This is a genomic window from Curtobacterium sp. MMLR14_010, assembly GCF_001865015.1.
Classification (GTDB): Bacteria; Actinomycetota; Actinomycetes; order Actinomycetales; family Microbacteriaceae; genus Curtobacterium.
In genome coordinates this window covers 1-25,919 of record NZ_MJGV01000021.1, presented here as the reverse complement: position 1 = coordinate 25,919, position 25,919 = coordinate 1, and the positions used below count along the sequence as shown (strand labels likewise).

Here is a 25,919-nt window from a genome sequence, read left to right as displayed (position 1 = left end):
AGCGATGTCGGAACCCCGTGCGACGATCGGGGCGTGTCATTGGACTTCACCGCGATCGACTTCGAGACCGCCAACAGCTCGCCTGCCAGTGCGTGTTCCGTCGGCCTCGTCAAGGTCCGCGCGGGCCGGGTCGTCGAGCGGGCGTCGTGGTTCATCCGCCCGCCGTTCGGCCACGACGCCTTCCTGGAGTGGAACACCCGCATCCACGGCATCGTCGCCGAGGACGTCGTCCGCGCCAAGACGTGGGAGCAGCAGTACCCGGACATCGTGGCCTTCGCCGCCGGGGACGTCCTCGTCGCCCACAACGCGCGGTTCGACATGGGCGTGATCGCGGGCGGCTGCTCGGCGACGGGCATCGAGCTGTCCGAGCACCACTCGATGTGCTCCCTCGCCGTGGCGCGCAAGACCTACACGCTCGACTCCTACCGCCTGCCGATGGCCGCCATGGCCGCCGGGTTCGAGGACTTCCAGCACCACGACGCAGCCGCTGACGCCGAGGCCTGCGCCGCGATCGTCGTGCACGCAGCCCAGCGCCACGAGGCCCCCACGGTCGAGGCCCTGGGTGCCGCCACCCGCGTGACGATCAACCCCGTGCGGATCCGCGCCGAGAAGCCGCGGGCCGCGAACCAGCCGCGGCTGTCGAACCGCCCGATGATCTTCGCGGACTGACCGGGCAGTGCAGCACCTAGGCGGCACTGAACCGCGGCGGATCTGGTGAGTAGCGACTGGACGGCCGTGCCAGCAGTCACTGCTTTGATCGGCGCGGTCGTCGGCATTATCGGCACCGCGAGCTCTTTGCGCTCGACTGGTTCGAAGAAGCACGTGGACCGTGCTCAGAGCGCTGCGGCGCTTTTGACGGCACTTGAGGCTCTTCCGCCAGAGGAACTCCCGGGCAAACGTCTCGTGACGCACGGCGACGACAACGCGCTTCGTTCTGAACTTGCTCGGATTCTCCGTGAGAACGCAGCGGCCTATGCTCTTCAACACCCGACGCCTGTCGGAGTCGACTTCCTTCGACTGCTCGTCCCGGTCTATAGCCTCTTGTTTGCAGTGATCGGTGCGGACACAACGATCGAAAGCCGAAGCGCGGTGACTCACACAGAGTGGGTGTCTCTCTGTCTCCTCGGACTGGTTTTCCTTTCCCTAGCCCTTTCGTTCGCGATCGCGACCGCGCTGTTGTGGTGGCGCATGGTGAAGCGGAACGCTTCACGGGCGCTTGCAGGAACCCCGGGGACAGAAACGTTCTTGGTCACAGTGCCAGAGATCATCGAGCTGTACCGGTCTCAGAAAGCGAAGCGGCGAGCGCGAGAACCAGGTGAAGGTTGACCCGTCCGGCTACACGGACCGCGAGAGCCCCGATGGTAATGTCACGACAATCCCGGGCGGCACCGTTGCCGCATCCCGCATCTCCCGAAGGACAGCGATGACCAACGAAGGCCAGGTGCCGTCCGACCTGTTCATGGACCTGGACCGGTCGGGTCCGATGCCCCTCTACTTCCAGGTCGCCTCGCGCATCGAGGAGTCGATCCGCTCCGGCGCGATGCCGCCGGGCTCGCGGCTGGAGAACGAGATCGCCCTCGGCGAGCGCCTGGGGCTCTCCCGCCCGACGATCCGCCGCGCGATCCAGGACCTCGTCGACAAGGGCCTGCTCGTCCGGCGTCGCGGGATCGGCACGCAGGTCGTGCACGGCCCCGTCACCCGCAAGGTCGAACTGACCAGCCTGTTCGACGACCTGACGCAGGGGTCACAGAAGCCGACCACGAAGCTCCTCGAGCGCAGTGACGTCCCGGCGAGCCCGGCCGTCGCCGAGGCGCTCAGTGTGCAGCCCGGCACGACGATCGTGCACATCCGCCGCGTGCGGTTCGCCGAGGACGTGCCGATGGCCATCCTCGAGAACTACCTGCCGCCGGAGTTCCTCGAGATCACCGACGCCGACCTGCAGTCACACGGGCTGTACCAGCTGCTCCGCGCGCGCGGGGTCACGATGCGGGTCGCCAAGCAGCGGATCGGCGCGCGGGCGGTCACGGACGACGAGGCCGGCTTGCTCGAGATCGAGGACGGCGACCCCGTCCTGACCATGAGCCGTACCGCGTACGACGCCTCCGGTCGAGCGGTCGAGTACGGCGTGCACTGCTACCGGCCCGACCGCTACTCGTTCGAGGTCACGCTCGTCGACAAGTAGGCGTCGGCCTACCCCGCCGCCGGCACCCCGAGCTCGCCCGTGACGTACTGCGCGCGCCCGAAGCCGAACGACCAGTCCTGCGGTCCGTTCTCGACGTAGCCGATGAAGACGTCCTCCGTCGCGACGCCGACCGCCACGAGCCGGTCGTGGATCGCCGCGTAGAGCGTCGTCTTGGCGTCGTCGGTCCGGCCGCGCTGCGTGAAGACCTGGATCATGACGACGCCCTCGGTGCGCTCGAACCCGAGTCCGGCGTCCTCGGCGATGATCTGCTGCGCCGGGTGCTCGGTGACGATCTGGAACCGGTCACGCGGCGGGATGCCGTAGACGTCGACGATGGCGGTGTGGATCGCGTCGGCGATGGCGCGGACGGCTTCCGGGCTGCGCCCGGTGGTCAGGTCGATGCGGACGAGCGGCATGGTGCCTCCTGCTGGTCGGGACTTTGTCCTGACAAAGTACCACGGCCCTGGACAGGGCTACAGACGGACAGGAGGCTCGGCACCCGCTGGCAGGGAGCCTCCTGTCCGTCTCGGTGACCGTCTAGAGCACGGGGGTCGCCAGGTCGGCGGTGAGCGGTCCGTCGACGCGGGCGACGTCGTGCCAGGCGCCGTCGGCGAGGGAGGCCTCCGCGGCTTCGACGACGGAGGCGGCGGCCAGGCCGTCGGCGACCGACGGCGCGAGCTGCTCGCCGCGACGGACACTGGCGACGAACTGGGCGGCCTCGATGGTCTTCAGGTCGTCGTAGCCCATGGCCGTGCCAGCGCCCGGCTGGAACCGGCCGAACTCGCCGTCCCCCGGGCCGACGTGGTGGGTGGTGTAGCCGGATGCTTCCTGCCCGTCGAGCGCGACCTGGAGCTCGTTCATCCGCTGGAAGTCCCAGCGCACGGAGCCCCTTGTGCCGTAGACCTCGATCGCGTACTCGGCGTGGGGCCCGTGCATGACCCGGCTCGAGTCCATCGTGCCGACCGCCCCACCGTCGAAGCGGAGGAGCAGTGCGGCGTAGTCCTCGTTCTCGACGGCTCGGAGCGAACCGGTCGCCGCGGCGCTCCGGTCCACGATCCCGGCACCGGGCACGGGACGCTCCGTGATGACGGTGTCGGCGAGCGCGGTGACGCTGGCGATCCGCCCGACCAGGTACTGCGCCAGGTCGAGGCCGTGCGACAGCAGGTCGCCGAGGACTCCCGAACCGGCACGCTCCCGCTCGAAGCGCCAGGTCAGCGGTGCGGCGGGGTCGGCGGAGTAGTCGGCGAGGAACGACCCACGGACGGTGGTGACCCGACCGAGTCGACCGCTCCGGACGAGTTCGCGGGCGCGCTGGATCGCCGGAGCGTGCCGGTAGTTGAAGCCGACGCTCGTGATGACGCCCTCGCGCTGGACCGCGTCGTGGATGGCGCGGGAGTCATCGGCGGAGCGGCCCATCGGCTTCTCGATCCAGAACGGTTTGCCCGCCTGTGCTGCGGCGACGGCCATCTCGCGGTGCAGGAAGTTCGGCGAGCAGATCGAGACGACGTCGACGGCGGGGTCGGCGAGGACCTCGTGCCAGTCGGCGACGGCGCGCTCGTAGCCGAGACGGTCGACGGCCTGCGCACGGGCCTCGGGGATCGGGTCCGCGGCGACCACGAGCCGCGGTCGGACGCCGAGCTCCGGGAAGTGGTCGGGCAGTGCGCGGTAGGCCCGGGAGTGCAGCCGCCCCATCCACCCGACGGAGATGAGTCCGACGCCGATCGTGTCCATCGCGCTCAGACGGCCGGGACGATGATGTCGCGGACCAGGGCGTCGAGCTTGGCGTCCGCGTCGAGGAACTGACGCAGCGTGGTCACGGTGGCGCCGAAGCGGTCGAACTCGTCGATCGTCATGCCGTCCTCGTCGTACCCGCGGGCGAACTCCGGCGTCGCCGCACGCAGCGCGTCGAGCACGTGCGGCGGGACCTCGTCGTCGATGGCGTCGGGGCGGAACGGGACCGCGTTGTCGTTGATGTCCTTCGACCACTGGAACGGCGGCGACACGACGAGGTCGCCACCCTGGAACTCCGACCACTGCAGGGAGTTCCGGAACGCCGCGACGAGCACCCGTGAGCGGAACCCGCGCTCCCGGAAGACCCGGTACGCGTTCTTCACCGCGGCGACGCCGGCCCACTCGAGGTACCCGGGGTCGATCATCACGTGGTCGCGCTGCACGGAGGTCTTCAGCCAGTCGTCGAAACGCCCGGCCATCAGGGTGACCACGTGGCCGAACTCCTGCTCCGGCAGGCCGTCCGCGGCCCGGCGGTCGAGCGCACGCTCGATGGCCTCGCCCACGGCGACGACCTGCGGCACGGTGAACGACACCGTCGCGTTGATGGAGACACCGCGGTAGGCGGCTTCCTCGATCGCGGCGATGCCGACCTTCGTCGCGGGGATCTTGACGATGATGTTCGGCGCGAGCCCGGAGAACCGCACGGCCTGCTCGACGAGGGCGTCCTGGTCGCGGTGGAAGCGCGGGTCGGTCTGCATGCTGAGCCGGCCGTTGCGTCCGTTGGAGGCCTCGAACGCGGGCAGGAGCTGGGCGGCTGCGGCGATCGAGAGCTCCTCGACGGCCTTCCACCCGATCCAGGACTCCCCCGCCGTCGGGTGTTCGGCGGCGATCTCGCGGATGCGCGGGACCCACGTCTCCGGGTCCTGCTGGATGCAGGTGTAGGCGATGACCGGGTTGCACGTCGCCCCGACGGCGCCGTACAGGTGGATGGCGGTGGACAGCTCGCGCGGGTCGGCGGAGTCGTTCCACAGGGCGGTGGGGGTCTGCTCGGCAGCCCGGAGGGTGACGGGGCGGGTGTCGGCCGGGGTCTCCTGTGCGTCGTTCGTCGGTGCAGTCGTGGTTGCCGGCGTCGGTGCGGTCGTCATCGGTGCAGTCCCTTCGTGATCGTGTCGAGCTGGAAGCGCGAGACCTCGTCCGCGTTCTCGTCCTCGGCGAAGACGCTCGACACCGCGACGGTGTCCTCGCGTGCCGAGAAGCCGACGCGGTCGAGCGCGGCCCAGAACCGGTCGAAGTCGACGTCGCCCTGGCCCACCGGCAGGTGCTGGTGGACGCGGACGGCGTTGCCCGGCGGGTTGGTGATGTAGCGGAGCCCGTGGGAGCGGTGGTGGTCGTACGCGTCGGCGACGTGCACGAGCTGCAGGGAGTCCCCCGCGGCGTCGATCACCGCGTCCATGTCCCCGCCGTAGTGGAACGTGTGGCACGCCACGTAGACGAACCCGACGTGCTTGGAGTTGAGCCCCCGGATCACCCGGAGGGCCTCGAGGCCGTCCTCGACGAAGTCGTCGGGGTGCGGGTCGATGAGGACCCGCAGGTCAGCAGCCTCGATGATCGGCAGCAGTTCCTCCATCGCCCAGTAGAACTGGGCCTCGGACTCCTCGGCGCGCTCGGGCCGTCCCGAGAACTCCGTGTTGATGGTGTCCACGCCGAGGCGCTGGGTGATCTCGATCACGCGCTTCCACTGCTTGACGGCGATCTCGCGCGTCTCGCGGTCGGGGCCCGACCAACGGAGCACCGGCAGGACGCTCGCCACCTGGACCCCGGCGTCCGTGCATGCCGCGGCGAAGGCGTCGACGAGGTCGTCGTCGGCCTTCGGGTGCCGGAAGAACGGGATGAAATCACGGTGCGGGGTCAGCTGCAGGTACTCGTAGCCGAGGTCGGCGACCTTCCGCGGGAACTCGAGCAGGTCGAGCTCGTGGTGGAAGGGCGTGGGGTCGAGGGCGATCTTCGGCACGGGCTACGCCTCCGTGGGCACCGGGGCGTCGGCGTAGAACGCCGGCTTCGCGACCGCGTACTCGACGTGCTCGTGCGCGCCGCTCTGCTGGGCACGGACGGCGACCTCGGCGACGACGGACGCCGTGTAGCCGTCCCAGGCGCTCGGCCCGTCGATGCCGCCGAGCCGTGCGGCGTCGACCCAGCGCTGGACCTCTTCGTCGTAGGCGGCGGCGAAGCGCTCCTTGTACGACGGGGTCACGCCCTGGCCGGACACGCCACCCGAGACGACGAGCTGGGAGGTCTCGCGTCCGATGTACGCGACGCCCGACTCGAAGACGGCATCGGTGGTGACCTGGTAGCCGAACTGGGCGTTGACGTTGATCTCGACGATCGCCATCGTGCCGGACTCGGTCGTGAACAGCACGAACTGCGGCTCGGGCAGGTCGGCGGGTGCGAGGGAGTTCTGGCGGGGCTTCTTGACCTCGACACTCGTGATCGCTTCGCCCGTGATGAACGGGATGATGTCGATCTCGTGGATGACCGAGTCGTGGATGAGCATCGACTCGCTGAAGTTCGGCGGCGTCGTCGGGTTGCGGTGCGCGTGGTGCAGCGCGAGCAGGGCGCCGTTCGCGCCCGACTCCCGCAGGGCCTTGAGTTCCTGGTAGCCGGTGTCGAAGCGGCGCATGAACCCGACCTGGATCTTCGGTCGGTCGGCCTTCGTCTGCTCGAGCTCGACGATCCGCAGCGAGTCCTCGGCGCTCGTCGTGAGGGGCTTCTCGCACAGCACGGTGAGCCCCCGCTCCAGGGCGGTCACCAGGATCGGCTCGTGCAGGAACCCGGGCGTCGCGATGACGACGGCGTCGATGGGGGTCAGGTCGAGTGCCTCGTCGAAGGACGCCGCGGTGACGGCACCCGGCGCGACCGCGGCAGCCGCGGCGGCGCGGGCCTGGTCGGGCTCGACGACCGCGGCGACGTCGGCGTTCGAGATCTTCGCGGTGATGCGGCGGACGTGGTCAGCGCCCATCATCCCGGCGCCGACGACGGCGACGCGGAGGTTTCCGGTGGTCATGTGGTTCTCCTGTGGTGGACGACTGTGGATGGGGTGCGGTCGGAGCTCAGGACGCGCGAGCAGCCGACGTGGACCCGAGGATGTGCTGGAACGTGCGCTCGGCGATCGGGCCGGGGGCGTCGACGGAGCAGCCGTACATGTCCTGCTCGACGATGCCGAAGATCTCCGGGTTGATGCGGGCGACGGCCTCGATGATCGGTGCGAGCTCCGGCGTGCCGTGCGGCGGCTCGGTCATGATCCCCTGGGCCACTGCGGTGGCGAAGGGGACGTCGTTCTTCAGGACGTCGAACAGCAGGTCGGTGTCCACCTGCTTGAGGTGCAGGTAGCCGATGCGCTCGGGGTGCTCGGCGATGAGCTTCAGGGAGTCGCCGCCGTAGTACGCGAAGTGGCCGGTGTCGAGGCAGAGGTTCGTGTACGCCGGGTCGGTGACCTCGAGGAAGCGCACGGTCTCCTTGTACGTGCCGACGTGGCTGTCGGCGTGCGTGTGGAACTGCTGGTGGACGCCGAACTCCTCGAGCAGCGCCTTGCCGAGCTGGTCGTGCCCCCGGCCGAGACGCTGCCACTGCTCGTCGTCGAGCGTGCGGGCTTCGAGCACCTCTGCCGTCGCGTCCGACCGCCACAGGTCCGGGATGGTGACGAGGTGCTCGGCGCCGAGCGCAGCCGCGAGCCCGGCGACCGCGACGGCCTGGTCCCACGCTCGCTGGAACTGGTCGTCGCCCTTGTGGAACCCGGTGAACACCGTGCCGGCGGACAGCTTGAGGCCGCGGGACGCCAGCTCGTCGGACAGCTGCGCCGGGTCGGTGGGCAGGTAGCCGTACGGGCCGAGCTCGATCCACTCGTACCCGGCCGCGCTCGCCTCGTCGAGGAAGCGCTGCCACGGCACCTGGGCCGGGTCGTCCGGGAACCAGACGCCCCACGAGTCGGGGGCGGTGCCGATCCGGATCGAGGACGGGGTGCCGGTGGGGGTGGCGGTGTCGGTCATGACGTCGCTGTCGCTCTCTGTGTCGTGGTGGGGTCAGCCGAGCAGGGGTCGCTGCGCGGCGCGGTGCTGCTCGTAGTCGGCGCGGGCAGCGCGGGTGCTCTCGAGCGTCGAGGTCTGCGCGACCGGGACGTCCCACCACCCGTCGCCGTCGGGTGCGTAGACCAGCGGGTCGGAGTTCACGTGGATGAGCGTCGTGTGCTCGTTCGTCTTGGCCTGCCGGACGGCTGCGCGCAGGTCGTCGATGGCGCTCGGTCCCGGATCGACCTCGATCACGTCGACGCCGTACGACCGGGCGTTCGCTGCCAGGTCGACGGGCAGTGGCTCGCCGTTGTCGAACGACTGGGTGGCGTCGTCGAGGTAGCGGTACCGGGTGCCGTACCGCTCGGACCCGACGGTCTCGGAGAGGTGCCCGATGGACGCGTACCCGTGGTTCTGGATGAGCACCACGATGATCTTCAGGCCCTCGGCCACCGCGGTGACGAGTTCGGTGTGCAGCATCATGTACGAGCCGTCGCCGACCATGACGATGGCGTCGCGGTCGGGTGCCGCACGGCGGACACCGAGCCCGCCGGCGATCTCGTAGCCCATGCACGAGAACGCGTACTCGACGTGGTAGCCGAGCTCGTCGCGGACCCGCCAGAGCTTGTGCAGGTCGCCGGGCAGCGACCCGGCCGCCTGGATGACGACGTCACGGGGGTCCGAGGCGGACTGCACCGCGCCGATGATCTCCGACTGCCCGGGCAGCGCGGCACCCGTCGGCGCGAACGCCTCGTCGACCAGGGCGTCCCAGGACCGCTTACGGTCCGCGATCTCGCCCGCGTACGCGTCGGACACCGCGTACGACGCGAGTGACGTCGTCAGCGCGACCAGGGCCTCCCGGGCGTCGGCGACCAGCGGCAGCTGACTGCCGTGCTTGTAGGCGTCGAACGCCGCGACGTTGACGTTCACGAAGGTGACGTCGGGGTGCTGGAACGCGGTGCGGGACGCCGTCGTGAAGTCGCTGTACCGGGTGCCGATGCCGATCACGACGTCGGCCTGCGCGGCGATCGCGTTGGCCGCGGCCGTGCCGGTCGCACCGATGCCCCCGAGGGACTGTGGGTGGTCCCAGTGGAGGGCACCACCACCGGCCTGCGAGGTGCCGACCGGGATCCCGGTGGCCTCGACGAAGGCGCGGAGTTCGGCGGCCGCGTCGGCGTAGAGGACCCCGCCGCCGGCGACGATCACCGGGCGTTCGGCGCCCTGGATCGCGGCGACGGCCCTGGCCAGGGGTCCGTGCTCGGGCAGGGGGCGGCGGACGTGCCACTCGCGCGGTGCCAGGAACGCGACGGGCACGTCGAGCTCCTCGGCCTGCACGTCCTCCGGCAGGGCGATCGTGACCGCGCCGGTCTCGGCGGGGTCGGTGAGCACCCGCATCGCGGCGAGCGCGATCGAGAAGAGCTGCTCCGGGCGCTCGACCCGGTCGAAGAAGCGCGACAGCGGCCGGAACGCGTCCGTGACCTGCACCGAGGTGTCGTGCGGCATCTCGATCTGCTGCAGCACCGGGTCGGTGGTGCGCGTGGCGAAGGTGTCGGACGGCAGCAGCAGCGCGGGCAGTCGGTTCGTCGTGGCGAGCGCTGCACCGGTCAGCATGTTGGCCGCGCCCGGGCCGACCGAGGCGGTGGCGGCGTACGTCGCGCGCCGCCGGTGCATCCGTGCGTACCCGACGGCCTGGTGCACCATCGCCTGCTCGTTGCGGGCCTGGTGGTAGGGCAGCAGTCCGGGCTGTTCGACGTGCAGCTGCTTGATCGCCTGCCCGAGACCGGCGACGTTGCCGTGTCCGAAGATGCCGAAGATCCCGGGGATCGTGCGCTCGCGGACGTCACCGTCGACGGTCCACTGGTTCGCGAGGAACTCGACGAGTGCCTGGCCGACGGTCATGCGGCGTGTGGGGGTGGTCACGCGGGCTCCTTCTCGTGCGTGTAGGGCAGTCGGGGGTCGATCGTCTCCGACTCCCACACCTGGCGGACCCACCCGTGGGCGGGGTCGTCGGTGATGTTCCAGACGCGCTCCGGGTCGGGCCCGGCCATCACGTTGAGGTAGTACATGTCGTAGCCGGGGGCGGCGACGGCCGGGCCGTGCCACCCGTACGGCACGAGGGCGACGTCACCGGTGCGGACCTGGCGGAACTCGTCGATCGGGCGGTCATCGGAGGCGTAGGTGCGGTGCAGCGCGAACGGGTCGGCCGACTCGGGGGCGTCGACACCACGGGCCACGGCGGACTCGTAGTAGTAGATCTCCTCGAGGTCGGACTCCTGCCCGGGACGGTGCGTGTCGTGCTTGTGCGGCGGGTACGACGACCAGTTGCCCGCGGGCGTGATGACCTCGCACACGATGAACTTGACGGCGTCGAGCGCTGCGGGCGTGCCGAAGTTGTGCACCTGCCGGCTCGACTGACCGGCACCGCGGAGCTCCACGGGGACGTCCTGCCGGGGCACGTAGGTCGACGGCTTGTGCTCGTCGGTGGGGGCCTCGGCGACCGCGAACCGACCGCGGCCGGTGATCGTCGCGGCGGTCCCCGACCCGAGGTACAGGACGTCCGTCGGCCCGTCGAAGACGCTCGACCGACCGTCGAGCACCTGCGTCGTGTCCTCCTGCGTCGTGTCGCCGTACGTCACGGTGAAGCTGCCGGCGAGCGGCACCACGATGCGCTCGACGGCGTCGGACGGCAGGCGCAGCTCGTCGCCGCCGGAGAGCGCACCGGTGCGGAGACCGGTGTGCGCCCAGCCCGCGACGCGGCCGTCGACGACGTCCGTCCAGCCGTCCTCGGGTCGCGAGCCGGCGGGGATGAACCAGGTGTCGTTCGTCATGTGCGCGGCCGTCAGCTGTTCGACGGGAAGCCGAGGTTGATGCCGCCGTGCGACGGGTCCAGCCACCGGCTCGTGATCGCCTTCTGCCGGGTGAAGAAGCTCACGCCGTCGGCACCGTACGCCTTGTGGTCCCCGAACAGCGAGTTCTTCCAGCCGCCGAACGAGTAGTACGCCACGGGCACGGGGATCGGCACGTTGATGCCGATCATGCCGACCTGCACGTCGCGCTGGAACCGACGGGCAGCGCCGCCGTCGTTCGTGAAGATCGCGGTGCCGTTGCCGAACGCGCCGGAGTTGATGAGCTCGAGACCCTCTTCGTAGGTGGCCACCCGGACGACGGACAGCACCGGCCCGAAGATCTCCTCGGTGTAGACGCGACTGGTGGTCGGAACCCGGTCGATCAGCGTCGGGCCGAGCCAGAAGCCGTTCTCGTCACCGTCGGGTCGGACGGTGCGGCCGTCCACCACGACCACCGCACCGTCCTGCTCAGCGACCTCGATGTACGAGGCGACCTTGTCCCGGTGCTGCTGGGTGACGAGCGGGCCCATGTCGCACCCGCGACGCCCGTCACCGACGCGCAGGGTGGCCGCGCGCTCGGAGATCTTCGCGATGAGCTCATCCGCCACGGGCTCGACCGCGACGACGACGGAGATCGCCATGCAGCGCTCCCCGGCGGAGCCGAAGCCCGCGTTGATGGCGTTGTCGGCGACGAGGTCGAGGTCGGCGTCGGGCAGCACGAGCATGTGGTTCTTCGCGCCGCCGAGGGCCTGCACGCGCTTGCCGTGCCTGGTGCCGGTCTCGTAGACGTACTGCGCGATCGGCGTGGAGCCGACGAAGGAGATCGACTGCACGTCGGGGCTGGTCAGCAGGCCGTCCACGCTCACCTTGTCGCCGTTCAGGACGTTGAAGACGCCGGCGGGCAGCCCGGCCTCAGTGAACTTCTCGGCGAGCCAGAGTGCGGCGCTCGGGTCCTTCTCGCTCGGCTTCAGCACGACGGTGTTGCCGGCGGCGATCGCGATCGGCAGGAACCACAGCGGCACCATGGCGGGGAAGTTGAAGGGGCTGATGATGCCCACGACGCCGAGCGGCTGCCGGATCGAGTAGACGTCGATCCCGGTGGAGACCTGGTCGCTGAACTCGCCCTTGAGCAGCTGCGGGATGCTCGTCGCGAGCTCGACGACCTCTTGTCCGCGGGCGATCTCACCGAGGGCGTCGTCGAGGACCTTGCCGTGCTCGCTCGTGATGATCTCCGCGAGCTCGGCCTTGTCGCGGTTCAGGATCTCGCGGAAGGCGAAGAGGACCTGCTGGCGCTTGGCGAGGGACAGGTCGCCCCACGCGGGGAACGCGGCCTTCGCGCTGGCGATCGCGGCCTGGACCTCGGCGTCGTCGGCGAGCGCGACCTGCTTCGTCGCGACCCCGAGTGCCGGGTCGTAGACGGGAGCGGTCCGCCCGGACGTCGAGGCCACGCGGGCCCCGTCGATCCAGTGCCCGATCGTCGTGAGAGCAGTGTCGGTGAGCGTCATGCGGTGCTTCCTTCCGGGATGGACGAGTCCATGGTCGTGGAGCCGGCGAGCCGCGCGGCTGGGTCGTGCGGATCTGTGGAGGAGCCGCCCCGGGCCTCCTGGCTGTGGACGGATCCGCCCGACTGGCTGTGGACGGACCCGCCGGGGTGGCGGTCGACGGACCCACCGGACGGGTCGCCGCCCGGCCGGGTGTGGACGAGCCCAGCGGCCACGTCGACCGCGGCGGCGACGTCGCCGTCCGGCGGGTAGAGCAGGGTGCGACCGACGACGAGCCCGCGCACGCCCGGCAGGGCGAGCGCGTCGGCCCACGTCGCGTAGGTCTCGAGCGGACGCGACGACGGGTCACCGCCGAGCAGGAGCGTCGGCAGCGTGGTCGCCGCCATCACGCGCTCCATGTCGTCGACCACGGGGACCTTGAGCCAGCTGTAGGCGCTGGACTCCCCGAGCCCCGCTGCGATCGCCATCGAGGTGATCACGGCGTCGGCCGTCAGGTCGTTCACGACCCGGCCGTCCTGCCACGAGGACATGAAGGGCTCGAGCATGATCGGGAGCTGTTCGGCGGCGGCCTCGGTGACCGCCTTCGCCGTGGCCTCGAGCGTGGGGGCGGTGCCCGCGTCCTGCAGGTTCACGCGGACGAGCAGCTTGGCGAAGTCGAACCCGGACCGCTTGATCGCCGCCGCGGAGTACGCCGTGTACCGGTCGTCCATCTCGAAGGTCGCTCCGCGGAGTCCTCCGCGGTTCATCGACCCGACGACGACCTTGCCGTCGAGGGCGCCGAGCAGCGCCAGGTCCTCCAGGATGTCCGGCGTGCCGAGGACCCCGTCGACGCCCGGGCGGCCGAGGGCGACCACGAGCCGCTCGAGCAGGTCGTACCGGTCGGCCATCGCGGACTCGTCGTCGCGGACGGCCAACGCGCCGCGGGCGGGGTGGTCGGCGGCGGCGATGAACAGCTTGCCGTCGTCGCCGAGCAGCGGCCGACGGGTCCGGGCCGCCAGGGTGCTCGCGACGACCTCCGGTGAACCGGCACGAACGTCGCGCAGGCGGTCGATGGCAGCGGGGCTGATCTCAGGCACGGACGGCCTCCTCTGTCGGGTTGTCCTGCAGGAACGACTCGATCTCGTCGCTCGTCGGCATGGCCGTCGAGCACTCGAAGCGCGTGGCGACGATCGCGCCAGCCGCGTTGGCGAAGGCGAGCACGCGCTCGAGCCCCCAGCCCTGCAGCAGCCCCTGGGTCAGCGCTCCCCCGAAGCCGTCGCCCGAGCCGAGCCCGTTCACGACGTCGATGTGGTGCGGGCGGAGCTCGACGACCTCGTCGCGGGTCTTCGCGAGGACGCCCTTCGGCCCCTGCTTCACGATCGCGACCTCGACCCCGCGTTCGAGCAGCGCGTCGGCGGCGCGGACCGGGTCGGTCTCGCCGACGGCGACCTCGCACTCCTCGCGGTTGCCGACGGCGACGGTGGCGTGTTCGAGCGCGACCGCGACCTCCCGCGTGGCGGCCGCCGGCGAGGACCAGAACACCGCCCGGTAGTCGAGGTCCAGCACGGTGTGGGACGACGCGGAGGGGGCGGACGCGGACTGCGCCGCTGCGCTCCGGGCCGCGTAGGCGACGTGGTGCGCCTGGCGGCTGGGCTCCTCACTCAGACCGGTCACCGTGGTCCAGAAGACCCGTGCCCGCTCGATCTCGTGGAGCGGCAGGGACTTCGCCGTGATCATCAGGTCGGGCGCCTTGGGTGCCCGGTAGAAGTACAGCGGGAAGTCGTCCGGCGGGAAGAGCTCGCAGAAGGCGACCGGCGTGTTCAGCCCGTCGACCGTCTCGACGAAGGCGTTCGCGACGCCGAACTCCGGCAGCGTGCGCGCGATGTACCGACCGAAGGGGTCGTCGCCGGTGCGGGTGATGACGGCGGCGTCCGCACCGTGGCGGGCCGCGGCGATCGCCACGTTCGTGGCGCTGCCGCCGACGGACTTGGAGAACGTCTCGACGTCCTCGAGCGGACCGGTCTGCTGCGGGTAGATGTCGACGCTGACGCGACCCATGGTGATCACGTCGTAGGCGTGTGGAGCTTCGTTCGTCATGCGACGCGAGGGGACCTTCCGTGCGGCTTCATCGGCGGACGATCACGACTGTACATGATGCTTGGCTTAATGTCATGACATGGTCTGCGGGATCCCAGCAGGCCGTCTCGGGGTCGCCTCCGGGTCCGGTCTGGAGGCTCGCCCACGTCCGCCCCGCTGCTGTCGGTGGGACCTGGGAAGGTCTGGGCATGGACATCTCCGCCCTGCTCGTCGGCCTGCTGATCGGCACCCTCGCCGGCGCCGCCGTCGCCTGGTCGCTGGCCCGCGCCCGCGCCGGCGCGTCCGCCGCGACGGCCGTCGCGACCGCCGACGCCCTCCGCGCGCGGCTCTCCGAGGTCCGACAGGACGCCGAGGAGCGCCTCGACGCGCAGGACACCCAGTACCGCCGCCAGGTCGACTCGCTCGAACGGCGATCAGCCGAGCTGGAACACCTCGTCGAGCGCATGCACGGTGCCGAGACCGCCCGGTCGCAGGACGAGTCCAAGGTGCTCACGGCGCTCAGCCCCGTCGCCGAGACCCTCGACGTCATGCGCGCCAAGATCGCCGAGCTCGAACGTGCCCGCAGCGAGCAGTACGGCGCCATCTCCACGCAGCTGCGGTCTGCCGCCGAGTCCGAGGAACGGCTCCGCGCCACCGCCGAGACCCTCGCGAGCGCGCTCACCTCGAACAGCACGCGGGGGGTCTGGGGTGAGACCCAGCTGCGCAACGTGGTCGAGGCCGCCGGGCTCCTCGAGCGGGTCGACTTCGACGTGCAGTCCTCGGTGACGACGTCCGTCGGTGCCGCACGCCCCGACATGGTCGTGCACCTGCCCGGCGGCAAGAGCATCGCCGTCGACGCCAAGGTGCCCTTCACCGCCTACCTGCAGGCGATGGAGATCCCCGCCAGTGCCACGGGAGCCGAGGGCGCCCGCCGTGCCACCCTCATGACGCAGCACGTCAAGGCACTCCGGGCGCACGTCGACGCCCTCGCCGCCCGGGAGTACTGGTCGGGCTACGACGCCTCCCCCGAGCTCACGGTGGCGTTCATCCCGTCCGAGTCCCTCATCGCCAGCGCCCTGGCCGCCGACCCCGGACTGCTCGACCACGCGTTCCGCAAGCGGGTCGCCCTGGCGTCCCCGGTGACGCTGTGGTCGGTGCTCAAGACCGTGGCGTTCTCGTGGCAGCAGGACGTCGTCACGACCGAGGCCCGCGAGCTCTTCCGGGTCGCCCGCGAGCTCCACGGCCGGCTCACGACGATGGCCACCCACGTCGACAAGCTCGGACGCTCGATCCGCGGCTCGGTCGTCGACTACAACCGCTTCGTGGGGTCGCTCGAACGCCAGGTGCTGCCGAGTGCCCGGCGGCTGTCGATGCTCGACGAGTCGAAGGTCATCGCCGAGCCCACGGTGGTCGAGGACGAACCGCGCCTGCTCACCGCGCCCGAGCTCGTCGGCGCCCTCGACGAGGAGTAGCGCGCCGCGCTGCGAGTCGCCGGTGCACCGCGGGAGTGCCCGCTGTTGCGCCCCGTGACGGACATCGCGCCCCGGCGGACCGGGGCGCGATGTCCACACGGGGGCGCGATCGGGCGCTGAGACCCTGCCGCGGTCAGACCCTGCGGATCAGAACCACTTCTCGGCGCGGTGGTCCGCCTGGATGCGACGGATCGTGTTCGAGCGCGACCGGAGCACCAGCGAGTCGGTGTGGATGACGCCACGCGAGCGGCGGACACCGTCGACGAGCACGCCGTCCGTGACACCCGTCGCGACGAAGAACGTGTTGTCACCCGTGACCAGGTCGTCCTGGTCCAGGACCTTGTCGAGGTCGTGGCCGGCGGCGATGGCGCGCTCGCGCTCCTCGTCGTCCTTCGGCTGGAGCTTGCCGAGGAGCACCCCGCCGAGCGCCTTGATCGCGCACGCGGTGATGATGCCCTCGGGCGTGCCGCCGACGCCGACGCACATGTCGATGTTCGAGCCGGGCAGGGCCGCCGCGATGCCACCGGCGACGTCACCGTCGAGCAGCAGGCGGGTGCCGGCGCCCGTGGCACGAATGGCCCGGATGAGCTCGTCGTGGCGCGGACGGTCGAGCACGGCGACGACCATGTCCTCGAGGTCCTTGCCCTTGGCCTTCGCCAGTGCGCGGATGTTGTCGCCGATCGGCTTCTCGAGGTCGAGGACACCGCGGCCCTCGGGTCCGGCGGCGATCTTGTCCATGTAGAACACGGCCGAGGGGTCGTACATCGAGCCGCGGTCGGAGACGGCCATCACGGAGATGGCGTTCTGGCGGCCGGCAGCGGTCAGCGAGGTGCCGTCGATCGGGTCGACCGCGATGTCGCAGGCCGGGCCGTGGCCGTTGCCGACGTGCTCGCCGTTGTAGAGCATCGGGGCGTTGTCCTTCTCGCCCTCGCCGATGACGACCACGCCGTCGAAGTTGACCGTGCCGAGGAACTTGCGCATCGCGTCGACGGCGGCACCGTCCGCGAGGTTCTTCTCGCCCCGACCGACCCACGGTTGCGCGCGGATCGCGGCGGCCTCGGTCGCGCGGACGAGTTCGAGGGCCAGGTTGCGGTCGGGCTGCAGGAAGAGGGATCCGGTCTCAGTGGTGGGAGTCACGTCCTGCAGCCTACCGAGCGCAGGCACCCCGACCCGCTCAGCGGACGGACGTGCACCGTCGCCCGGGTCACACTCCAGACCGGCTGACTACGATCGGTGCGGACATCACCGAAGTCGAAGGAGATCACGTGCCCATCGCAACGCCGGAACAGTACGCCGAGATGATCGACCGCGCGAAGGCCGGCAAGTTCGCCTACCCCGCGGTCAACGTGTCCTCGTCGCAGACCATCAACGCGGTCCTCCAGGGCCTGACCGAGGCCGGGTCGGACGGCATCATCCAGGTGACGACGGGTGGTGCCGACTACTTCGCCGGCCAGACCGTGAAGAACCGTGCCGCCGGAGCCCTCGCCATGGCGGCGTTCGCGCACGAGGTCGCCAAGAACTACCCGATCACCGTCGCGCTCCACACGGACCACTGCCCGAAGGACGCCCTCGACGGCTTCGTCCTCCCGCTCATCGCGGCGAGCGAGGAAGAGGTCCGCCACGGCCGCAACCCGATCTTCCAGTCGCACATGTGGGACGGCTCGGCCGTGCCGCTCGACGAGAACATCGAGATCGCCCGCACGATGATCGAGAAGACCCGCAACATCAACGCCATCCTCGAGGTCGAGATCGGCGTCGTCGGCGGCGAAGAGGACGGCGTCGAGCACGAGGGCACCAACGACGCCCTCTACACGACCTCGGGCGACGTCGAGCGGGTCGTCGACGCGCTCGGCCTCGGGGACAAGGGCCGCTGGATCGCCGCCCTCACCTTCGGCAACGTGCACGGCGTCTACAAGCCGGGCAACGTGAAGCTGCGTCCGGAGCTCCTCGGTGAGATCCAGGCAGCGGTCGCCGCGAAGCACGGCACCGGCGAGAACCCCCTCGACCTCGTCTTCCACGGCGGCTCCGGCTCGACCGACGACGAGATCCACGAGGCCGTCCGCAACGGCGTCATCAAGATGAACATCGACACGGACACGCAGTACGCGTTCACGCGCTCGATCGCCGGGACGATGTTCAGCAACTACGAGGGCGTCCTGAAGCTCGACGGCGAGGTCGGCAACAAGAAGCAGTACGACCCCCGCGCCTGGGGCAAGGTCGCCGAGACCGCCATGGCCGCCCGCGTGGGCGAGGCCGCGACGGTCCTCGGTTCCGCCGGACACAGCCAGAGCTGACCCACCGCACACCGCCTGGAGGGCCGGGTCGCGTCCGCAGGGCGCGGCCCGTGCCACCATGGTCGGGTGACCGTCGACGCCATCGCCTCCGAGTTCGCCCACTTCGTCACCGAGTCGCCGACGGCGTTCCACGCCGCCGCCGTGACCCGTGACCGGCTCGTCGCCGCCGGGTTCACCGAGCTCGACGAGCGCGACGCCTGGCCGACCGAGCCCGGCGCCCACGTCGTCATGCGGGACGGCGCCGTCATCGCGTGGCGGCTCCCCGCCGGGGCCACCGCGACGACGCCGTTCCGCATCCTCGGCGCCCACACCGACTCCCCCGGGTTCCGCCTCAAGCCGAACCCCGTCGTCCGGGTCGGCGGCTGGGAACAGCTCAACGTCGAGGTCTACGGCGGCCCGATCCTGTCGACCTGGTTCGACCGCGACCTCCGCATCGCCGGACGGGTCGTGCACGCGGACGGCACGATCACGCTCCTCGACACCGACGCGGTGGCGCGCATCCCGAACCTGGCCATCCACCTCGACCGCGGGGTCAACGCCGGCGCCGAGATCGACCGGCAGCGGCACACGCTCCCCGTGGTCGGGACCGACGGCACGACCGCCGGCGGGGTCGACGCCCTCGCGTGGCTCCGTGGCCGGGTCGGCGAGACGGCCGTGTCGTGGGACCTCTTCCTCGCCGACACGCAGGCGCCCGCCCGGGTCGGCATCGACGGCTCGTTCCTGGCCTCGGGTCGGATGGACAACCTGACGAGCGTGCACGCCGGACTCCGTGGCATCGTCGACGCTCCCGCGGACGGCGACCACATCCCGGTCTTCGCGGCGTTCGACCACGAGGAAGTCGGGTCGGCGACGCCGTCCGGTGCCGGCGGGCCGTTCCTCGAGGACGTCCTCGGCCGCGTTCAGGAGGGCCTCGGCGCCACCCGGTCCGAGGCCGCGCGGGCGTTCCGGGCCTCGTGGTTGCTCTCGAGCGACGCCGGGCACCTGGTCCACCCCAACTACTCCGAGAAGCACGACCCGACGAACCGCCCGCGCCCGGGCGGTGGTCCGCTGCTGAAGATCAGCGCGAACCAGCGCTACATGACCGAGGCGAAGGGCGAGGCCGTGTTCGCCGCTGCCTGCGACGCCGCCGGCGTGACGTACCAGCCGTTCGTGAACGTCAACACGATCCCGGGTGGGTCGACCATCGGACCGATCGCGGCGACACGGCTCGGCATCCCGACGGTGGACATCGGCGTCGGACTGCTGTCGATGCACTCCGTCCGTGAGTTGGTCCACGTCGAGGACCTCGCCGCACTGCACGGAGCCGTCGCCGCGTTCCTCGCCGGCTGAGCGTCACCGGGCCCGCGCGTCAGCGGGTCTCGGTGCCGCCGGCGTGGTCGGCGTCAGCCGCCCGCGTTCTGCATGACCCAGGCGACGAATCGGTCGTCCTGCAGCATCACGGTGAGGAACGCCGACAGCGTCAGGACCGACGCGACGAGCCCGCCGAGCAGCGGGACCCAGACCGTGCGCCTCCGGGTGCGCAGCCGCACGAGCGACCACCACGCGACGAGCACGTAGACCACGAGTCCACCGATCGCGCTGACGAGCGCCGCGCCCACCAGGGCGCCGGGGTCTGACATCTCGGTGTAGCGGAGTTCGAGTTCCCGGGCCAGGTCGGCGGCGACCGAGCGGAAGGCCAGCGACTGCAGCACCGAGACGAGCCCGAAGGCGAGCAGCATCACCGTGAGCAGGAAGTCCGCCGGCGACGCACCGAAGCGCGCGGCGACGGGCGTGCCGGCAGCTGCCGGAGCACGACCGTCGCGCGTCTCGGGGCGTTTGGCGTTCGTGGTCCGCGACGCGGGCTGCTGCTGTTCGGGACGGTCGCGTTCCGCCTGCTGCCGCTCGAGGCGTTCCTGCTCGACGAGGACCGGGTTCACCCAGCCCTCGGGGGCGTACTCGCCGTACTGCGGTGCCGGACGGCCCTGCGGCCGGGAGTCGGACGCGCCCGCAGCGCCGGCGTCCGTGCCGGCCACCTGCGGCGGGACCCCGCGGTCGCGGTCAGGTGCGGACGTCCAGTCGCCCCGCGCGCTCATCGGCGCCGCCCGCCGAGCCCGCGCGTGGCGTTGCCCGATCCGTCGGTGCGGAGTTCCTTGGGGAGCGAGAACATCAGGTCCTCGTGCGCCGTGACGACCTCCTCCACGCTGCCGTACCCGGCGTCGGCCAGCTGCTCGAGGACCTCGTGCACGAGTTCCTCGGGCACCGAGGCGCCGCTGGTGACCCCGACGGTCTGCACGCCGTCGAGCCACTCCTGCTGGATCTCCTCGGCGTAGTCCACGCGGTGCGCTGCCGTGGCTCCGTACTCGAGCGCCACGTCGACGAGGCGCACGCTGTTCGAGGAGTTCGCGGACCCGACGACGATGACGAGGTCGGCCTGTGGTGCGACCTTCTTGATCGCGACCTGCCGGTTCTGGGTGGCGTAGCAGATGTCGTCCGACGGCGGGTTCTCGATGGTCGGGAACCGCTCGCGCAGGAGCCGCACGGTCTCCATCGTCTCGTCGACGCTCAGCGTGGTCTGGGACAACCAGACGAGGTTGTCGGGGTCGTCCACGGTCAAGGAGGCGACGTCGGCCGGGCCGTTCACGAGGATGGTGCGATCGGGCGCGTGGCCCATGGTGCCCTCGACCTCTTCGTGACCGGTGTGGCCGATCAGGATGATGGTGCGCTCGGCTTTCGCGAACCGGGTGGCCTCGCGGTGGACCTTCGTGACCAGGGGGCAGGTGGCGTCGATGGCGTGCAGGTCACGGGCGGCCGCACCGGCGACGACCGCGGGCGAGACGCCGTGCGCGCTGAAGACGACGTGGGACCCGCGCGGGACCTCGTCCACGTCGTCGACGAAGACCGCGCCGCGTTGTTCGAGCGTCGACACGACGTGCACGTTGTGGACGATCTGCTTGCGCACGTAGACCGGTTCGCCGTACTGCTCGAGGGCCTTCTCGACGGCGATCACCGCGCGGTCGACACCGGCGCAGTAGCCGCGCGGGGCCGCGAGCAGGACCTTCTTCGCGCCGGCGACCGGGTCGTTCCGCAGACGACCGCGCGGCGCTGGGCTGCGCGGCGGAGCGAGCGGGACCGAGTGGCCGTTGGTGATCGTCACGTCCCCGATGATAGGTGAGCGGGACCGACACCGGCTGGGCGCGCGATCGGCCGTCGACGGCCCGATCGTCAGCGGTCTCCGGCACCATGGGGACCGCACCAGCAGGAGGAGCACGATGGCGATCGAACAGGGCCCACCGACGGCCGACAATCCGTGGCCGGTCGCGCTGCTCGGCGCGAAGCTGCGGGACTGGATCGACCGCCTCGGCACCGCCTGGATCGAGGGCGAGATCACCCAGTGGAACGTCGCGGGCGGCAACGTCTACGGCAAGCTCAAGGACCTCGAGGTCGACGCCACGGTGTCGTTCTCGATCTGGTCGAGCGTCCGCGCCCGCGTGCCCGCCGACCTCAAGCAGGGGGCCAGGGTGGTCGCGGCGGTCAAGCCGAACTACTGGGTCAAGGGCGGCTCCCTGACGATGCAGGTCGTCGAGATGAAGCACGTCGGGCTCGGTGACCTGCTCGAACGACTCGAACGTCTCCGCCGGACCCTGGCCGAGGAGGGCCTGTTCGACGTCTCCCGCAAGCGGCGACTGCCGTTCCTGCCGCACCGCATCGGCCTGATCACGGGCAAGGACTCGGACGCTGAGAAGGACGTCAAGCGGAACGCCCAACTGCGGTGGCCGCACGTCGAGTTCCGCACCGTCCACACCGCGGTGCAGGGCGACCGCACCGTCGGTGAGGTCACCGCGGCGATCCAGGAGCTCGACGCCGACCCCGAGGTCGACGTCATCATCATCGCCCGCGGCGGTGGCGACTTCCAGAACCTGCTCGGCTTCAGCGACGAGGGCCTCGTCCGTGCGGCAGCCGCGGCCACCACGCCGATCGTCTCCGCCATCGGGCACGAGGCCGACCGGCCCATCCTCGACGAGGTCGCCGACCTCCGCGCCTCCACCCCGACGGACGCCGCCAAGCGCGTGGTCCCCGACGTCGCCGAGGAGCTCGCGAACGTCCGCCAGGCCCGTGCCCGGATCGGGCTCCGGCTCTCGCACACCCTGTCGGTCGAGGCCGACCGCATCGCTGCCCTGCGCTCGCGTCCGGCGCTCGCGTCCACCGCCTGGCTCGTCGACACCCGCGCCGAAGAAGTGGCGCGCGACCTCTCCCGGGCGCGCGAGCTGCTCGACCGCCGCATCGAGCGGTCGCACTCGGACGTCGGCCACCTCACCGGCCGACTCCGGGCGCTCTCCCCCCGCGACACCCTGCGCCGCGGCTACGCCATCGTCCAGACGGGCGACGGCGCGGTCGTGCGAGCGGCGGCGGACCTCGACGGCACCACGGACGTCCGCGTCACGCTCGGCGCCGGCACCGCGGCCGGCACGCTGACCGCCGAAGGCCCCGGCCCGGACGGCGAGGGCTGAGCAGCGTGACGACGCCGAACGACGTTCTCCACAGGCGCACCCCGGACACGGTGGCGTCAGTGGACCCTCGGTAGGATCGAGACGTGTCAACCGAGGAGCAGTCCGCACCAGCCGAGCAGTCCGACGTCCGGTCCCTGTCGTACGAGGCCGCCCGCGACGAACTCGTGCGCGTGGTCGGCGAACTCGAGCAGGGGTCCGCCACGCTCGAACGTTCCCTCACGCTCTGGGAACGCGGCGAAGCCCTCGCCGCCCGGTGCGAGGAGTGGCTCGTCGGTGCCCGCGCCCGACTCGACGCCGCCCGTGCCGCCTCCGAGTCCGGGGACGCCGACCGATGACCGACCCGCACACCGGCCGCCCGATCGTCGCCGAGCTCGGTCGCCCCGAGACCGCCGAGGAGACCTGGCTCCGCAAGGACACCGCCCGTCGCTCCCGCAAGGAGCACCAGACGGCGTTCAACCTCGTGCTCGCGCTCATCGCGTCGCTCGGCATCGTGCTGTTCCTCGTCGCTGTCGTCGCACGACCCGACAGCACCGTGGACCGCAACGTCGACTACCGCCAGGTCGCCGACCAGGCGGACGTCCCCGGGGTGACGCTGGCCGCGCCGGTGCTGCCGAAGGGCTACGCCTCGAACCGCGCCGACTACACGGACAAGACCGCCGACGGGGTGGACGTCTGGACCGTCGGCTTCCTGACGCCCGACAAGCAGTACATCGGCATGCAGCAGGGCATCCGCGCCAACCCGACCTGGGTCGCGAACCAGCTCGACCAGCACCGCGCCACGGGCACCCGCTCGATCGGCGGCACCAAGTGGACCGTCTACGACCGCCGCGACGAAGGCCAGGACGCCGGCAACCAGCTCTACTCGCTGGTCGGTACGTTCGGCACGGACACCGTCGTGCTGGCCGGCACCGCTGACGACGCCTCGTTCCGCGCGGTCGCCGGTGCCGTGGCGAAGCAGCTCAGCTCGTAGACCGATCAGCACCCGAACCAGCCCGACCCCCCGCAGCAGCACCGAGGAGCCGAACCCCATGACCGATCGCGCCGCGTCCACCCCCGCCGAGGCCCTCCGTCTGCTCGTCGAGGGCAACGCCCGCTTCGCCGCCGACAAGCGCCGCACCGGCCGCATCGACCCCCAGCGCCGCACCGAGCTCGAGGGCTCCCAGGCGCCCTTCGCGACGGTCCTCGGTTGCTCCGACTCGCGCGTGCCGTTCGAGCACGTGTTCGACGCCGGCATCGGCGACGTCTTCGCCATCCGCAACGCCGGACAGATCGTGGACGACGTCGTCCTCGGGTCGATCGAGTTCGCCGTCGTCGCACTCGGCACACCGCTCGTCGTCGTCCTCCGCCACACCCGGTGTGGTGCCGTCGCCGCTGCCCGGTCCGGCGAACCCGTGCCGGCCCCGCACCTGCAGGCCCTCGTCGACGCGATCGCCCCGAGCGTCGAGCGCGTCCGCACCACCGACGCCGACATCCCCCAGGAGGCCATCGGCGCCGCCCACCTCGAGGCCACGCTGCGCGCCGTGCTCGAGCGCTCCGGAGCCGTGTCGGACGCCATCGCCGAGGGTAGGTTGGCCGTGGTCGGCGCGACCTACGACCTGGCGACGGGCGAGGTCACGATCGACACCGTCGTGGGCGACGCCTGACCGCCGAACCCACGGCACCGCCACCGCCACCGCCACCGGTGTGCAGCGCCACGACCTCCCGGACGGTGACCCCGACCGGCAGCACCTCCCGGACGTGACCGCGTCCGGCAGCACCACCAGGAAGGACCACGACGACGTGACCGACACCACCGCGACGACCGACACCACCGCGACCACCACCACGACCGTGACGACGCCCGACACCACCGGCGAGTACCGGATCGAACACGACACCATGGGCGAGGTCCGCGTGCCGGCCTCGGCGCTCTACCGCGCACAGACGCAGCGTGCCGTCGAGAACTTCCCGATCTCCGGCACGGGCCTCGAGCCCGCGCAGATCGTCGCCCTCGCACGGATCAAGCGTGCGGCGGCCATCGTGAACGGCCAGCTCGGGATCATCGACGGCAGCGTGGCCGACGCGATCCAGCAGGCCGCCGACACGATCATCGCGGGCGAGCACCACGACCAGTTCCCCGTCGACGTCTACCAGACCGGCAGCGGCACCTCGTCGAACATGAACATGAACGAGGTCCTCGCGACCCTCGCCTCCGACGTCGCCAGCGACGCGGTCCACCCGAACGACCACGTCAACGCGTCGCAGTCCTCGAACGACGTCTTCCCGACCTCGGTCCACGTCGCCGTGACCGACGCGCTCATCCGGTCCCTGGTGCCGGCGCTCGAGCACCTCGCCGAGTCGCTCGAGCGCAAGGCCGTCGAGTGGGCCGACGCGGTGAAGTCCGGTCGGACGCACCTGATGGACGCCACCCCGGTGACCCTCGGGCAGGAGTTCGGCGGGTACGCCCGCCAGGTCCGGCTCGGCATCGAGCGCGTCAACGCCACGCTCCCCCGGGTGGCCGAGGTCCCGCTGGGCGGCACGGCCGTCGGCACGGGCATCAACACCCCGAAGGGCTTCCCGCAGCAGGTCATCGCGCAGCTCGCCGAGGACACCGGCCTGCCGATCACCGAGGCGCTCGACCACTTCGAGGCCCAGGGTGCGCGAGACGCCCTCGTCGAGGCCTCCGGCGCGCTCAAGGTGCTGGCGGTCAGCCTGACGAAGATCAACAACGACCTGCGCTGGATGGGCTCCGGTCCCAACACGGGGCTCGGCGAACTGCACATCCCCGACCTGCAGCCCGGCTCCTCGATCATGCCCGGCAAGGTCAACCCGGTGATCCCCGAGGCCACCCTGATGGTCGCGGCGCGGGTCATCGGCAACGACGCCACGATCTCCTGGGCCGGTGCCTCCGGTGCGTTCGAGCTCAACGTCGCCATCCCCGTCATGGGCACGGCGCTGCTCGAGTCCATCCGCCTGCTGGCGAACAGCTCGCGCGTCCTCGCGGACAAGACGATCGACGGGCTGCAGGCAGACCTCGCACGCGCCCGGGCCTTCGCGGAGTCGTCGCCGTCCATCGTGACGCCGCTGAACCGGGCGATCGGCTACGAGGCCGCCGCCAAGGTCGCGAAGTACGCCGTCGCCGAGGGCGTCACCGTGCGCGAGGCCGTCGTGGCCCTCGGCCACGTCGAGCGGGGCGAGGTGACCGAGGCCCAGCTCGACGAGGCCCTCGACGTCCTCCGCATGACCCACCCCAACTAGCGCACCAGCGCACGCCCACGGCGGACGGGAGGCCCGGTGCCAGCTGGCACCG

The 25,919-nt window shown here is 71.1% G+C and carries 24 protein-coding genes and 1 pseudogene; 11 read left to right on the top strand and 14 right to left on the bottom strand.

Going from position 1 to position 25,919, the window contains the following annotated elements; all coding sequences use genetic code 11:
* The first annotated feature begins 33 nt into the window (after positions 1 to 33).
* The 3 genes from BIU98_RS04375 to BIU98_RS04370 all read left to right on the top strand — a co-directional run bounded on the left by BIU98_RS04375 (position 34) and on the right by BIU98_RS04370 (position 2,182).
* A complete protein-coding gene (locus tag BIU98_RS04375; RefSeq protein ID WP_071272175.1) occupies positions 34 to 669 on the top strand; it encodes an exonuclease domain-containing protein in 636 nt (211 codons plus the stop codon).
* Positions 670 to 735: 66 nt separating this feature from the next.
* Positions 736 to 1,326, top strand: coding sequence for a hypothetical protein (locus BIU98_RS18830; RefSeq protein ID WP_139200559.1), 591 nt, complete (start codon positions 736 to 738; stop codon positions 1,324 to 1,326).
* Between the two features lie 97 nt (positions 1,327 to 1,423).
* A complete protein-coding gene (locus tag BIU98_RS04370) occupies positions 1,424 to 2,182 on the top strand; it encodes a GntR family transcriptional regulator (protein ID WP_071272172.1) in 759 nt (252 codons plus the stop codon).
* An 8-nt stretch (positions 2,183 to 2,190) separates the two neighbouring features.
* On the opposite strand, the gene BIU98_RS04365 is transcribed toward BIU98_RS04370, so the two are convergent.
* The 11 genes and pseudogenes from BIU98_RS04365 to iolC all read right to left on the bottom strand — a co-directional run bounded on the left by BIU98_RS04365 (position 2,191) and on the right by iolC (position 14,398).
* The gene (locus BIU98_RS04365; RefSeq protein ID WP_071272169.1) at positions 2,191 to 2,598 is read right to left on the bottom strand and encodes a tautomerase family protein; all 408 of its coding nucleotides are present in this window, start codon (positions 2,596 to 2,598) and stop codon (positions 2,191 to 2,193) included.
* A gap of 121 nt (positions 2,599 to 2,719) precedes the next feature.
* Positions 2,720 to 3,913 carry a Gfo/Idh/MocA family protein gene (locus tag BIU98_RS04360; RefSeq protein ID WP_071272166.1) on the bottom strand — a complete coding sequence of 398 codons (1,194 nt, stop codon included), beginning with the start codon at positions 3,911 to 3,913 and terminating at the stop codon, positions 2,720 to 2,722.
* A 5-nt stretch (positions 3,914 to 3,918) separates the two neighbouring features.
* A complete protein-coding gene (locus BIU98_RS04355) occupies positions 3,919 to 5,058 on the bottom strand; it encodes a transaldolase family protein (protein WP_254787789.1) in 1,140 nt (379 codons plus the stop codon).
* On the bottom strand, positions 5,055 to 5,924 hold the full coding sequence (locus BIU98_RS04350) for a sugar phosphate isomerase/epimerase (RefSeq protein WP_071272163.1): 870 nt from the start codon (positions 5,922 to 5,924) through the stop codon (positions 5,055 to 5,057). Before BIU98_RS04350 ends, BIU98_RS04355 begins: the two co-directional genes overlap by 4 nt.
* Before the next feature lie 3 nt (positions 5,925 to 5,927).
* Entirely contained in the window at positions 5,928 to 6,974 is a 1,047-nt protein-coding gene (locus BIU98_RS04345; RefSeq protein WP_071272161.1) for a Gfo/Idh/MocA family protein, read from the bottom strand.
* A gap of 46 nt (positions 6,975 to 7,020) precedes the next feature.
* On the bottom strand, positions 7,021 to 7,956 hold the full coding sequence (locus BIU98_RS04340; RefSeq protein ID WP_071272158.1) for a sugar phosphate isomerase/epimerase: 936 nt from the start codon (positions 7,954 to 7,956) through the stop codon (positions 7,021 to 7,023).
* A 33-nt stretch (positions 7,957 to 7,989) separates the two neighbouring features.
* Entirely contained in the window at positions 7,990 to 9,873 is a 1,884-nt protein-coding gene (gene iolD, locus BIU98_RS04335; RefSeq protein ID WP_071272155.1) for a 3D-(3,5/4)-trihydroxycyclohexane-1,2-dione acylhydrolase (decyclizing), read from the bottom strand.
* Positions 9,874 to 9,890: 17 nt separating this feature from the next.
* Positions 9,891 to 10,802, bottom strand: a complete 912-nt coding sequence (gene iolB / locus BIU98_RS04330; protein ID WP_071272152.1) for a 5-deoxy-glucuronate isomerase — start codon at positions 10,800 to 10,802, stop codon at positions 9,891 to 9,893.
* Positions 10,803 to 10,813: 11 nt separating this feature from the next.
* Positions 10,814 to 12,325 (bottom strand): CoA-acylating methylmalonate-semialdehyde dehydrogenase, encoded by a 1,512-nt coding sequence (locus BIU98_RS04325; RefSeq protein ID WP_071272149.1) that lies wholly within the window; start codon positions 12,323 to 12,325, stop codon positions 10,814 to 10,816.
* Positions 12,326 to 12,516: 191 nt separating this feature from the next.
* Positions 12,517 to 13,389, bottom strand: a pseudogene (locus tag BIU98_RS04320) (class I fructose-bisphosphate aldolase); the annotation flags it as partial.
* 1 nt (position 13,390) lies between these two features.
* Positions 13,391 to 14,398: a 5-dehydro-2-deoxygluconokinase gene (iolC, locus tag BIU98_RS04315; protein ID WP_071272143.1), complete on the bottom strand. Its 1,008-nt coding sequence runs from the start codon at positions 14,396 to 14,398 to the stop codon at positions 13,391 to 13,393.
* 188 nt (positions 14,399 to 14,586) lie between these two features.
* On the opposite strand from iolC, the gene rmuC reads away from it, so the two are divergent.
* Positions 14,587 to 15,849: a DNA recombination protein RmuC gene (gene rmuC, locus BIU98_RS04310; RefSeq protein WP_071272140.1), complete on the top strand. Its 1,263-nt coding sequence runs from the start codon at positions 14,587 to 14,589 to the stop codon at positions 15,847 to 15,849.
* A 147-nt stretch (positions 15,850 to 15,996) separates the two neighbouring features.
* Here the strand turns inward: rmuC and glpX are convergent, their stop codons facing one another.
* The gene (glpX, locus tag BIU98_RS04305) at positions 15,997 to 16,986 is read right to left on the bottom strand and encodes a class II fructose-bisphosphatase (RefSeq protein ID WP_071272137.1); all 990 of its coding nucleotides are present in this window, start codon (positions 16,984 to 16,986) and stop codon (positions 15,997 to 15,999) included.
* Between the two features lie 128 nt (positions 16,987 to 17,114).
* On the opposite strand from glpX, the gene fbaA reads away from it, so the two are divergent.
* Both fbaA and BIU98_RS04295 read left to right on the top strand, forming a co-directional pair.
* Entirely contained in the window at positions 17,115 to 18,143 is a 1,029-nt protein-coding gene (gene fbaA, locus BIU98_RS04300; RefSeq protein ID WP_071272134.1) for a class II fructose-bisphosphate aldolase, read from the top strand.
* Between the two features lie 66 nt (positions 18,144 to 18,209).
* Positions 18,210 to 19,472, top strand: a complete 1,263-nt coding sequence (locus BIU98_RS04295) for a M18 family aminopeptidase (RefSeq protein WP_071272131.1) — start codon at positions 18,210 to 18,212, stop codon at positions 19,470 to 19,472.
* 53 nt (positions 19,473 to 19,525) lie between these two features.
* Here the strand turns inward: BIU98_RS04295 and BIU98_RS04290 are convergent, their stop codons facing one another.
* Both BIU98_RS04290 and BIU98_RS04285 read right to left on the bottom strand, forming a co-directional pair.
* On the bottom strand, positions 19,526 to 20,215 hold the full coding sequence (locus tag BIU98_RS04290) for a DUF6264 family protein (RefSeq protein WP_139200558.1): 690 nt from the start codon (positions 20,213 to 20,215) through the stop codon (positions 19,526 to 19,528).
* Positions 20,212 to 21,270, bottom strand: coding sequence for a 4-hydroxy-3-methylbut-2-enyl diphosphate reductase (locus BIU98_RS04285; RefSeq protein ID WP_071272289.1), 1,059 nt, complete (start codon positions 21,268 to 21,270; stop codon positions 20,212 to 20,214). Before BIU98_RS04285 ends, BIU98_RS04290 begins: the two co-directional genes overlap by 4 nt.
* A 121-nt stretch (positions 21,271 to 21,391) precedes the next feature.
* Between BIU98_RS04285 and xseA the strand changes: the two genes are divergently transcribed.
* The 5 genes from xseA (at position 21,392) to BIU98_RS04260 (ending at position 25,867) form a co-directional block, all read left to right on the top strand.
* Positions 21,392 to 22,630: an exodeoxyribonuclease VII large subunit gene (xseA, locus tag BIU98_RS04280; protein ID WP_071272125.1), complete on the top strand. Its 1,239-nt coding sequence runs from the start codon at positions 21,392 to 21,394 to the stop codon at positions 22,628 to 22,630.
* Between the two features lie 83 nt (positions 22,631 to 22,713).
* Complete coding sequence (locus BIU98_RS04275) at positions 22,714 to 22,965, top strand: exodeoxyribonuclease VII small subunit (protein ID WP_071272122.1); 252 nt, start codon at positions 22,714 to 22,716, stop codon at positions 22,963 to 22,965.
* Entirely contained in the window at positions 22,962 to 23,600 is a 639-nt protein-coding gene (locus BIU98_RS04270) for a DUF4245 domain-containing protein (RefSeq protein ID WP_071272119.1), read from the top strand. The genes BIU98_RS04275 and BIU98_RS04270 overlap by 4 nt, the downstream gene beginning before the upstream one ends.
* Positions 23,601 to 23,658: 58 nt before the next feature.
* Positions 23,659 to 24,273, top strand: coding sequence for a carbonic anhydrase (locus BIU98_RS04265; RefSeq protein ID WP_071272116.1), 615 nt, complete (start codon positions 23,659 to 23,661; stop codon positions 24,271 to 24,273).
* Between the two features lie 187 nt (positions 24,274 to 24,460).
* Positions 24,461 to 25,867 (top strand): aspartate ammonia-lyase, encoded by a 1,407-nt coding sequence (locus tag BIU98_RS04260; protein ID WP_083392974.1) that lies wholly within the window; start codon positions 24,461 to 24,463, stop codon positions 25,865 to 25,867.
* Positions 25,868 to 25,919 lie beyond the last annotated feature (52 nt).

What these genes read in the sequence shown, in the direction of transcription:
- BIU98_RS04360 (WP_071272166.1), bottom strand. Translation starts at nt 3,913, where the DNA reads ATGGACACGATCGGCGTCGGACTCATCTCCGTCGGGTGGATGGGGCGG.
- BIU98_RS04270 (WP_071272119.1), top strand. Translation starts at nt 22,962, where the DNA reads ATGACCGACCCGCACACCGGCCGCCCGATCGTCGCCGAGCTCGGTCGC.
- BIU98_RS04370 (WP_071272172.1), top strand. Translation starts at nt 1,424, where the DNA reads ATGACCAACGAAGGCCAGGTGCCGTCCGACCTGTTCATGGACCTGGAC.
- BIU98_RS04365 (WP_071272169.1), bottom strand. Translation starts at nt 2,598, where the DNA reads ATGCCGCTCGTCCGCATCGACCTGACCACCGGGCGCAGCCCGGAAGCC.
- BIU98_RS04340 (WP_071272158.1), bottom strand. Translation starts at nt 7,956, where the DNA reads ATGACCGACACCGCCACCCCCACCGGCACCCCGTCCTCGATCCGGATC.
- BIU98_RS04265 (WP_071272116.1), top strand. Translation starts at nt 23,659, where the DNA reads ATGACCGATCGCGCCGCGTCCACCCCCGCCGAGGCCCTCCGTCTGCTC.
- BIU98_RS04355 (WP_254787789.1), bottom strand. Translation starts at nt 5,058, where the DNA reads ATGACGACCGCACCGACGCCGGCAACCACGACTGCACCGACGAACGAC.
- iolD (WP_071272155.1), bottom strand. Translation starts at nt 9,873, where the DNA reads ATGACCGTCGGCCAGGCACTCGTCGAGTTCCTCGCGAACCAGTGGACC.
- xseA (WP_071272125.1), top strand. Translation starts at nt 21,392, where the DNA reads ATGGCGATCGAACAGGGCCCACCGACGGCCGACAATCCGTGGCCGGTC.
- iolC (WP_071272143.1), bottom strand. Translation starts at nt 14,398, where the DNA reads ATGACGAACGAAGCTCCACACGCCTACGACGTGATCACCATGGGTCGC.
- rmuC (WP_071272140.1), top strand. Translation starts at nt 14,587, where the DNA reads ATGGACATCTCCGCCCTGCTCGTCGGCCTGCTGATCGGCACCCTCGCC.
- iolB (WP_071272152.1), bottom strand. Translation starts at nt 10,802, where the DNA reads ATGACGAACGACACCTGGTTCATCCCCGCCGGCTCGCGACCCGAGGAC.
- BIU98_RS04345 (WP_071272161.1), bottom strand. Translation starts at nt 6,974, where the DNA reads ATGACCACCGGAAACCTCCGCGTCGCCGTCGTCGGCGCCGGGATGATG.
- BIU98_RS04325 (WP_071272149.1), bottom strand. Translation starts at nt 12,325, where the DNA reads ATGACGCTCACCGACACTGCTCTCACGACGATCGGGCACTGGATCGAC.
- BIU98_RS04290 (WP_139200558.1), bottom strand. Translation starts at nt 20,215, where the DNA reads ATGAGCGCGCGGGGCGACTGGACGTCCGCACCTGACCGCGACCGCGGG.